We start from the raw sequence: 7,489 nt of genomic DNA on the forward strand, positions 1-7,489 counted from the left end.
TCCAAGCAAGCCGCGAGGCTTACTTGGCCTTCTCGAGGATCTCGACCAGGCGCCAGCGCTTGGTGGCGCTGAGCGGACGGGTCTCGTTGATGACGACGAGGTCGCCGATGCCCGCCGAGTTGGTCTCGTCGTGCGCCTTGACCTTCGAGGTGCGACGGATGACCTTGCCGTAGAGCGGGTGCTTCACGCGGTCCTCGACCTCGACGACGATCGTCTTGTCCATCTTGTCGCTGACGACGTAGCCACGACGCGCCTTGCGGTAACCGCGGGCGTTCTCGTCACGGACATCGTGTTCGGCGTGCTCGTGACCGGCGACCTGCGCCTCGGCCTTCTTCGCGGTAGCCATTACTCCGCCTCTTCCTTCGCGGCGTCGTCAGCGGCATCCGCCTTCTTCGCCTTGCTCTTCTTCGCCTTCGTCGCCTCGACCGGGGCCGGGGTGGCGCGGATGCCGAGCTCGCGCTCACGGATCACCGTGTACAGACGCGCGATGTCGCGCTTGACTGCACGGATGCGGCCGTGGCTCTCGAGCTGGCCGGTGGCCGACTGGAAGCGCAGGTTGAACAGCTCTTCCTTGGCCTTGCGCAGCTCCTCGACGAGGCGCTGGTCTTCGAACGTGTCGAGCTCGCTCGGGGCGAGCTGCTTGGTGCCGATCGCCATTACGCGTCGCCCTCCTCGCGCTTGATGATGCGTGCCTTCAGGGGCAGCTTGTGGATGGCACGGGTCAGTGCTTCACGAGCGAGTTCCTCGTTGACACCGGCGACCTCGAAGAGGACGCGACCCGGCTTGACGTTCGCAACCCACCACTCGGGCGAGCCCTTACCGGAACCCATGCGGGTTTCAGCCGGCTTCTTGGTGAGCGGACGGTCGGGGTAGATGTTGATCCACACCTTTCCACCACGCTTGATGTGACGCGTCATGGCGATACGAGCGGACTCGATCTGACGGTTGGTCACGTAAGCGGGGGTGAGCGCCTGGATCCCGAACTCACCGAACGACACCGTGGTGCCACCGGTGGCCTGGCCCGAACGGCCGGGGTGGTGCTGCTTGCGGTACTTGACCTTGCGGGGGATGAGCATTACGCCGACGCTCCTTCTGCCACGGGGGCCTCGTTGCGCGGGCCACGACGACGGTCGCCACCGCGGTCGTCACGACCGCGCGACTTGGGCGCGTTGGCCTGCTCGCGGGCGAGCTCCTTGTTGGTGAGGTCGCCCTTGTAGATCCAGACCTTCACGCCGATGCGGCCGAAGGTCGTCTTGGCCTCGTAGAAGCCGTAGTCGATGTTCGCGCGGAGCGTGTGCAGGGGCACCCGGCCTTCGCGGTAGAACTCGGAACGGCTCATCTCGGCGCCGCCGAGGCGGCCCGACACCTGGATGCGGACACCCTTGGCGCCGGCGCGCTGTGCACCCTGCAGACCCTTGCGCATCGCGCGGCGGAACGCCACGCGAGCGGTGAGCTGCTCAGCCACACCCTGCGCGACCAGCTGAGCGTCGGCCTCGGGGTTCTTGACCTCGAGGATGTTCAGCTGGATCTGCTTGCCGGTGAGCTTCTCGAGGTCGGCGCGGATGCGCTCGGCCTCGGCGCCGCGGCGACCGATCACGATGCCCGGACGGGCGGTGTGGATGTCGACGCGGACGCGGTCACGCGTGCGCTCGATCTCGATGTTGCTGACGCCGGCGCGGTCGAGCGACGTGGTCAGCAGGCGACGGATCTTGATGTCCTCGGCGAGGTAGTCGGCGTAGCGCTGACCGGCCTTCGTCGAGTCCGAGAACCACCGCGACACGTGGTCGGTGGTGATGCCGAGGCGGAAGCCGTACGGGTTGACCTTCTGTCCCATTACTTGCTCGCCTTCTTGTTGGCGCGAGCCGGGGCCGCCTCAGCGGTCTCGGGCGTCGCGAGCACGACCGTGATGTGGCTCGTGCGCTTCTTGATCTGGAAGGCGCGACCCTGAGCGCGGGGCTGGAAACGCTTCAGCGTCGTGCCCTCGTCGACGTACGCGTTCTTCACGTACAGGTCAGCGTCATCCAGGTACTCGTTCGTCTTGTCGGCCGTGACGCGAGCGTTCGCGATGGCCGAGGCGACGAGCTTGTAGATCGGCTCGCTCGCGCCCTGGGGCGCGAACTTCAGGATGGCAAGGGCCTCTTCGGCCTGCTTGCCCTTGATGAGAGCGACGACACGACGAGCCTTCTGAGGGGTCACGCGGATGTGTCGCACGCGTGCGATGGACTCCACCATTTCTCTCTCCTCTTGCGCCCCCGCGTCAGCGGCGGCGGCCCTTCTTGTCGTCCTTCACGTGGCCGCGGAAGGTGCGGGTGGGCGAGAACTCGCCCAGCTTGTGGCCGACCATGGTCTCGGTCACGAACACGGGGATGTGCTTGCGACCGTCGTGCACGGCGATGGTGTGTCCCAGCATGGCGGGGATGATCATCGAACGGCGCGACCAGGTCTTGATGACGTTCTTCGAACCGGCTTCGTTCTGCGAGACGACCTTGCGAAGCAGGTGCTCGTCGACGAAGGGGCCCTTCTTAAGGCTGCGAGGCATCTTCCTCTACTCCTACTTGCGCTTCTTGCCGGCGGTACGACGGCGGACGATGAGCTTGTCGCTCTCCTTGTTCGCGTGACGGGTGCGGCCCTCGGCCTTGCCCCACGGCGAAACAGGGTGACGACCACCGGAGGTCTTACCCTCACCACCACCGTGCGGGTGGTCGACCGGGTTCATGGCGACACCACGCACGGTCGGGCGGACGCCCTTCCAGCGCATGCGGCCGGCCTTGCCCCAGTTGATGTTCGACTGCTCGGCGTTGCCCACCTCGCCGATCGTCGCGCGGCAGCGCACGTCGACGTTGCGGATCTCGCCCGAGGGCAGACGCAGCTGCGCGTAGGGGCCGTCCTTCGCGACCAGACGCACCGAGGCGCCGGCCGAACGGGCCATCTTCGCGCCGCCACCGGGACGGAGCTCGATCGCGTGGATCACGGTACCGGTGGGGATGTTGCGCAGCGGCAGGTTGTTGCCGGGCTTGATGTCAGCGCCGGCACCCGACTCGACGACGTCACCCTGCGACAGCTTCGCCGGAGCGAGGATGTAGCGCTTCTCACCGTCTGCGTAGTGCAGCAGGGCGATGCGCGCGGTGCGGTTGGGGTCGTACTCGATGTGCGCGACCTTGGCGTCGATGCCGTCCTTGTCGTTACGACGGAAGTCGATCAGACGGTACTGACGCTTGTGGCCACCACCGATGTGACGGGTGGTGATGCGGCCCTGGTTGTTGCGGCCACCGGTCTTCGACAGCGGGCGCAGCAGCGACTTCTCAGGCGTCGATCGGGTGATCTCGGCGAAGTCGGCCACCGACGAGCCGCGGCGACCGGGGGTCGTGGGCTTGTACTTGCGAATAGCCATTGTTCTTGTCCTCTATCCCGACCGTCAGCCGACAGACGTGAAGATGTCGATGGTGCCGGACTTCAGCGTGACGATGGCACGCTTGGTGTCCTTGCGCTTGCCGATGCCGAAGCGGGTGCGACGGGCCTTGCCCGCGCGGTTCAGCGTGTTCACCGAAGCGACCTTGACGCCGAAGATCTTCTCGATCGCGAGCTTGATCTCGGTCTTCGACGAACGGGGGTCCACCAGGAAGGTGTACTTGCCCTCGTCGATGAGCGAGTAGCTCTTCTCGGAGACGACCGGCTTCAGGATGATGTCGCGCGGGTCCTTGTTGACGGCGGTCATGCCGAGACCTCCTCGGTGGCGCCCGACTTCGACGCGACGAAGGCGTCGTAGGCGGCCTTGGTGAAGACGATGTCGTCGGAGACGAGCACGTCGTAGGCGTTCAGCTGGCCGAAGGTCAGCACGTGGACGTACGCGAGGTTGCGCACGCTCTTGATCGTCAGCTCGTCGTCGCGGTCGATGACCACGAGGACGTTCTTGACGGCACCGAGGCCGGTCAGCACCGCGGCGGCAGCCTTGGTCGAGGGCGCGCCCTCGATGCCGAAGCTGTCGACGATGTGCAGGCGCTGGCCACGAGCACGGTCGCTGAGCGCACCCAGGAGGGCGGCGGCGATCATCTTCTTGGGGGTGCGCTGGCCGTAGTCGCGCGGCTTGGGGCCGTGGACGATGCCACCACCGGTCATGTGCGGCGCGCGGATCGAGCCCTGACGGGCGTTACCGGTGCCCTTCTGCTTGAAGGGCTTGCGGCCGGCACCCGAGACCTCGCCACGACGCTTGGTCGAGTGCGTGCCCTGGCGAGCCGCGGCGCGCTGCGCCACGACGACCTGGTGGATGAGGGGGATGTTCGTCTTGACGTCGAAGATGTCGGCGGGCAGCTCCACGGAGCCGGCCTTCTTGCCGTCGACCTTCAGGACGTCGAGCGCGAGAGTCGAGTCAGCCATGAGATCAGGCACCCTTCACTGCGTTGCGGACGTAGACGATGCGGCCACGAGCACCGGGGACGGCGCCCTTGACGAGCATCAGACCCTTCTCGGCGTCGACGGCGTGCACCGTGAGGTTGAGGACGGTCACGCGCTCGCCACCCATACGGCCGGCCATGCGCATGCCCTTGAACACGCGGCTCGGGGTCGACGAGGCGCCGATCGAGCCGGGCTTGCGGTGGTTGCGGTGCGCACCGTGCGAAGCGGACACACCCTTGAAGTTGTGGCGCTTCATGACACCCGCGGTGCCCTTGCCCTTGCTGGTGCCGACGACGTCGACCAGCTGGCCGGCCTCGAAGAGACCGTCGACCGTGAGCTCCTGACCGAGCGAGTAGTCCGCGGCATCCGCGGTACGAACCTCGGTGAGGTGACGGCGGGGGGTGACGCCCGCGGCCTCGAAGTGGGCCGTGAGGGGCTTGTTCACCTTGCGGGGGTCGATCTGGCCGTAGCCGATCTGCACGGCGTTGTAGCCGTCCTTCTCGACCGAGCGGAGCTGGGTCACGACGTTCGGAGCGACCTCGATGACGGTGACGGGAACGAGCTTGCCGTTCTCGTCCCACACCTGGGTCATGCCGAGCTTGGTGCCGAGGAGGCCCTTGGAGATCTTGGAGTTGATGTCAGCCATGTCGAACCTCAGAGCTTGATCTCGATGTTGACATCGGCCGGGAGGTCGAGGCGCATCAGCGAGTCGACGGCCTTGGGCGTCGGGTCGATGATGTCGATGAGGCGCTTGTGGGTGCGCATCTCGAAGTGCTCGCGGCTGTCCTTGTACTTGTGGGGCGACCGGATGACGCACACGACGTTCTTCTCGGTCGGCAGGGGAACCGGGCCCACCACGGTGGCGCCGGCACGGGTCACGGTGTCGACGATCTTGCGCGCCGACGAGTCGAGCCCGGCGTGGTCGTACGACTTCAGGCGAATGCGGATCTTCTGTCCCGCCATTGTCTGCTCTCTCTCTTTCTCGCGTCTTACCCGACCTGGGGCATTGGACGCACGGTGGTGCTGACGCACCCTGGCACTTCCCCTCGCTCACGCGAGAGATGCTGCACCGCTGTTCAGCTGTCAAACCGGATGCCATGGCATCCGGCCCGCCCCTCGCACGCACGCGCGCGAATCCTGTGAAGGAAGAGGGGGTTCGGTGTGGTGTTCTGCTGCCCGCGGCCCAGGACCCTGCGCTCACGCGCCGCCTGTGCACTGCCCTGACAGTGATCCTGGCGCGCGCCGAGCGCACGCCGGAATGTGGAACTGGACTAGTCTACGGACCCGTCGGGCGTGTCGCAAACCCGGGCGTGTCGCGCGCGGCATATCCTCAGCATCGCTCGCCCGGCCGCCGGTGCCTGCGGTGCTTCCTATGGGGGTGAACCGCTCGTGAGAGCGCCGCCACCCGGCCATCGACGAGTTCGCTTCCTGCCTACCATGTCGGCGCGCGCGGACGTCCGTGCGGCCGGAGAACCCGATTGGCGGCAGGCACATGAGCGCCCGTGATCCCGACGCGTCCAGGATGCGCACCCGGTGGCAGCGCGTACGCCGCTCCCCCATCCTGCATCTGGTGGCTGCACTGCTGGTGCTCTCTCTCCTGCAGGCGTTCGTCGTGAAGCCGTTCCAGGTGCCGTCCGAATCGATGTCGCCGACTCTCGAGGCGGGTGATCGCATCCTGGCCGACCGGATCACCCTCATCGCATCCGATCCTCGCCCGGGCGACGTCGTGGTGTTCTCTCGCCCCGAGGCGTGGGAGACGGATGCCGCGGCGCCGAGCCCGCTCCGTCGGGCGGCGGGCTGGGTCGGAGATCTCGTGGGCTTCGGTCCCAGCAATCTCGATGCGCTCGTGAAGCGGGTCATCGGCGAGCCCGGGACGACCGTGCAGTGCTGCACGGCGGACGGCCGGATCGAAGTGGACGGGACCGCGCTCGACGAGGACTACGTCCGAAACGACCTCGCCTTCGCTCCCGGGCAGCTGGATTGCGACAGCGTCCCGGCGTCGTCGCGCTGCTTCGGCCCCGTCACCGTCCCCGACGGCTCCTTCCTGGTCATGGGCGACAATCGGGCGAGTTCGTCGGACTCGGTGGTGAAGTGTCGCGGCACGGCGTCGACCGACGGATGCGCGCGCTTCGTCCCTCGCGATCAGGTCATCGGGACCGTCTTCGCGATCGTCTGGCCGCTCGACCGGCTCTCCTCACCACTCGGCTGACGACGACGAAGCGGCACCGCCCGTCCCCGGGCGGCGCCGCTTCGTGTGGCTTCGGGTCAGGCGTTGCCGATGTGCTTGTCGACGTTCTGCCGCACGTCGTCGATCTTCGCGTGCTGTTCCGCCGGAACGACCTTCTTGATGGCATCCGCGGCGCCGTCGAGGATCTTGTCGCTGACTTCTTCGGCTTTCTCGCTCTTCAGCGCCTCTTCGATCTTGTCGCGGTTCTCATCGAGCAGCTTCTTGCCCTTGTTGATGATGTCGTCCACGCCCATGCGCGTCTCCCTTCAGGACCGGTGCCGGCGGGGATGCCGACGGGTTGCGGTTCATTGTGCTCGCGCACGGCGCGTCGTGGGGAGATGGCTCGTGGGCTTGACCTGAATGCGGGGAGGGTCTTTCCCAATGACTTTCTCTGAGATTCGCTTGTTTCTGCTGTGTGCGCGGGTAAGACTGAGGCGGGGAATCCTGCGACCGCCCAGCGCCCCTCACGGGCACGCAGTCGCGAACCCCGGTTCCGTCTTTGCCGCGAAGCGAAGACACCGGCGTCGACGTGACGATTTCCCGAGAGCGTTACCGCTCGCCCCGCTGGGAGACCACGGGGCGAGTAGAAGACACGTACCCGACGGGCCGTCACACTCCGGTGGCGTCTCCTACCCCGAGGACCCCCCGGATGCTCAAGATCCTCAGTATCGCCACCGTCGTCGCCCTCAGCGCGACGCTGCCCGCACCGGCCGCTCACGCCATGTCGCTACCACCGGCACACGTCGCGACGGGCGCCGCGCTCGAATCTCCCACGAACGGCGCGGCCGTCCTGCCCGCGCAGGATGAACCGTCAGCAACGCCGGATCCGACTGGCTCCGCGACTCCCCCGGCATCCCCGTCCCCGACGTC

13 protein-coding genes are annotated in these 7,489 nt (G+C 66.9%); 1 reads left to right on the top strand and 12 read right to left on the bottom strand.

The genetic code is table 11. The features are described from left to right. Positions 1-19: 19 nt before the first annotated feature. The 11 genes from rpsQ to rpsJ are packed head-to-tail and all read right to left on the bottom strand — an operon-like array spanning position 20 to position 5,355. The gene (gene rpsQ, locus NS283_RS07490; protein ID WP_058596244.1) at positions 20-346 is read right to left on the bottom strand and encodes a 30S ribosomal protein S17; all 327 of its coding nucleotides are present in this window, start codon (positions 344-346) and stop codon (positions 20-22) included. Beyond that, positions 346-657: a 50S ribosomal protein L29 gene (rpmC, locus tag NS283_RS19330; RefSeq protein WP_013584007.1), complete on the bottom strand. Its 312-nt coding sequence runs from the start codon at positions 655-657 to the stop codon at positions 346-348. The genes rpsQ and rpmC overlap by 1 nt, the downstream gene beginning before the upstream one ends. Further along, positions 657-1,076 carry a 50S ribosomal protein L16 gene (gene rplP, locus NS283_RS07500; protein ID WP_013584008.1) on the bottom strand — a complete coding sequence of 140 codons (420 nt, stop codon included), beginning with the start codon at positions 1,074-1,076 and terminating at the stop codon, positions 657-659. The genes rpmC and rplP overlap by 1 nt, the downstream gene beginning before the upstream one ends. Next, on the bottom strand, positions 1,076-1,834 hold the full coding sequence (gene rpsC, locus NS283_RS07505) for a 30S ribosomal protein S3 (RefSeq protein ID WP_013584009.1): 759 nt from the start codon (positions 1,832-1,834) through the stop codon (positions 1,076-1,078). The genes rplP and rpsC overlap by 1 nt, the downstream gene beginning before the upstream one ends. Further along, complete coding sequence (rplV, locus tag NS283_RS07510; RefSeq protein ID WP_013584010.1) at positions 1,834-2,232, bottom strand: 50S ribosomal protein L22; 399 nt, start codon at positions 2,230-2,232, stop codon at positions 1,834-1,836. The genes rpsC and rplV overlap by 1 nt, the downstream gene beginning before the upstream one ends. 25 nt (positions 2,233-2,257) lie before the next feature. Beyond that, positions 2,258-2,539: a 30S ribosomal protein S19 gene (rpsS, locus tag NS283_RS07515; protein WP_013584011.1), complete on the bottom strand. Its 282-nt coding sequence runs from the start codon at positions 2,537-2,539 to the stop codon at positions 2,258-2,260. 12 nt (positions 2,540-2,551) lie between these two features. After that, positions 2,552-3,391, bottom strand: a complete 840-nt coding sequence (gene rplB, locus NS283_RS07520) for a 50S ribosomal protein L2 (protein WP_013584012.1) — start codon at positions 3,389-3,391, stop codon at positions 2,552-2,554. 24 nt (positions 3,392-3,415) lie between these two features. Further along, a complete protein-coding gene (gene rplW, locus NS283_RS07525) occupies positions 3,416-3,715 on the bottom strand; it encodes a 50S ribosomal protein L23 (RefSeq protein WP_058596245.1) in 300 nt (99 codons plus the stop codon). Next, positions 3,712-4,374, bottom strand: coding sequence for a 50S ribosomal protein L4 (gene rplD, locus NS283_RS07530; protein ID WP_058596246.1), 663 nt, complete (start codon positions 4,372-4,374; stop codon positions 3,712-3,714). Before rplD ends, rplW begins: the two co-directional genes overlap by 4 nt. 4 nt (positions 4,375-4,378) lie before the next feature. Then, a complete protein-coding gene (gene rplC, locus NS283_RS07535) occupies positions 4,379-5,038 on the bottom strand; it encodes a 50S ribosomal protein L3 (protein WP_058596247.1) in 660 nt (219 codons plus the stop codon). An 8-nt stretch (positions 5,039-5,046) separates the two neighbouring features. Further along, positions 5,047-5,355 (bottom strand): 30S ribosomal protein S10, encoded by a 309-nt coding sequence (rpsJ, locus tag NS283_RS07540; RefSeq protein WP_013584016.1) that lies wholly within the window; start codon positions 5,353-5,355, stop codon positions 5,047-5,049. A 607-nt stretch (positions 5,356-5,962) separates the two neighbouring features. On the opposite strand from rpsJ, the gene lepB reads away from it, so the two are divergent. Further along, complete coding sequence (lepB, locus tag NS283_RS07545) at positions 5,963-6,601, top strand: signal peptidase I (protein WP_241492207.1); 639 nt, start codon at positions 5,963-5,965, stop codon at positions 6,599-6,601. Positions 6,602-6,657: 56 nt separating this feature from the next. Here the strand turns inward: lepB and NS283_RS07550 are convergent, their stop codons facing one another. Continuing rightward, entirely contained in the window at positions 6,658-6,873 is a 216-nt protein-coding gene (locus NS283_RS07550; RefSeq protein WP_058596249.1) for a hypothetical protein, read from the bottom strand. Positions 6,874-7,489: the final 616 nt, after the last annotated feature.

This window comes from Microbacterium testaceum (genome assembly GCF_001476285.1).
GTDB classification, from domain to species: domain Bacteria; phylum Actinomycetota; class Actinomycetes; order Actinomycetales; family Microbacteriaceae; genus Microbacterium; species Microbacterium testaceum_B.

Bases quoted from the DNA above. Each gene is read 5' to 3' on its own strand.
- rpsQ (WP_058596244.1), bottom strand. From the start codon at position 346: ATGGCTACCGCGAAGAAGGCCGAGGCGCAGGTCGCCGGTCACGAGCAC.
- rpmC (WP_013584007.1), bottom strand. From the start codon at position 657: ATGGCGATCGGCACCAAGCAGCTCGCCCCGAGCGAGCTCGACACGTTC.
- rplP (WP_013584008.1), bottom strand. From the start codon at position 1,076: ATGCTCATCCCCCGCAAGGTCAAGTACCGCAAGCAGCACCACCCCGGC.
- rpsC (WP_013584009.1), bottom strand. From the start codon at position 1,834: ATGGGACAGAAGGTCAACCCGTACGGCTTCCGCCTCGGCATCACCACC.
- rplV (WP_013584010.1), bottom strand. From the start codon at position 2,232: ATGGTGGAGTCCATCGCACGCGTGCGACACATCCGCGTGACCCCTCAG.
- rpsS (WP_013584011.1), bottom strand. From the start codon at position 2,539: ATGCCTCGCAGCCTTAAGAAGGGCCCCTTCGTCGACGAGCACCTGCTT.
- rplB (WP_013584012.1), bottom strand. From the start codon at position 3,391: ATGGCTATTCGCAAGTACAAGCCCACGACCCCCGGTCGCCGCGGCTCG.
- rplW (WP_058596245.1), bottom strand. From the start codon at position 3,715: ATGACCGCCGTCAACAAGGACCCGCGCGACATCATCCTGAAGCCGGTC.
- rplD (WP_058596246.1), bottom strand. From the start codon at position 4,374: ATGGCTGACTCGACTCTCGCGCTCGACGTCCTGAAGGTCGACGGCAAG.
- rplC (WP_058596247.1), bottom strand. From the start codon at position 5,038: ATGGCTGACATCAACTCCAAGATCTCCAAGGGCCTCCTCGGCACCAAG.
- rpsJ (WP_013584016.1), bottom strand. From the start codon at position 5,355: ATGGCGGGACAGAAGATCCGCATTCGCCTGAAGTCGTACGACCACGCC.
- NS283_RS07550 (WP_058596249.1), bottom strand. From the start codon at position 6,873: ATGGGCGTGGACGACATCATCAACAAGGGCAAGAAGCTGCTCGATGAG.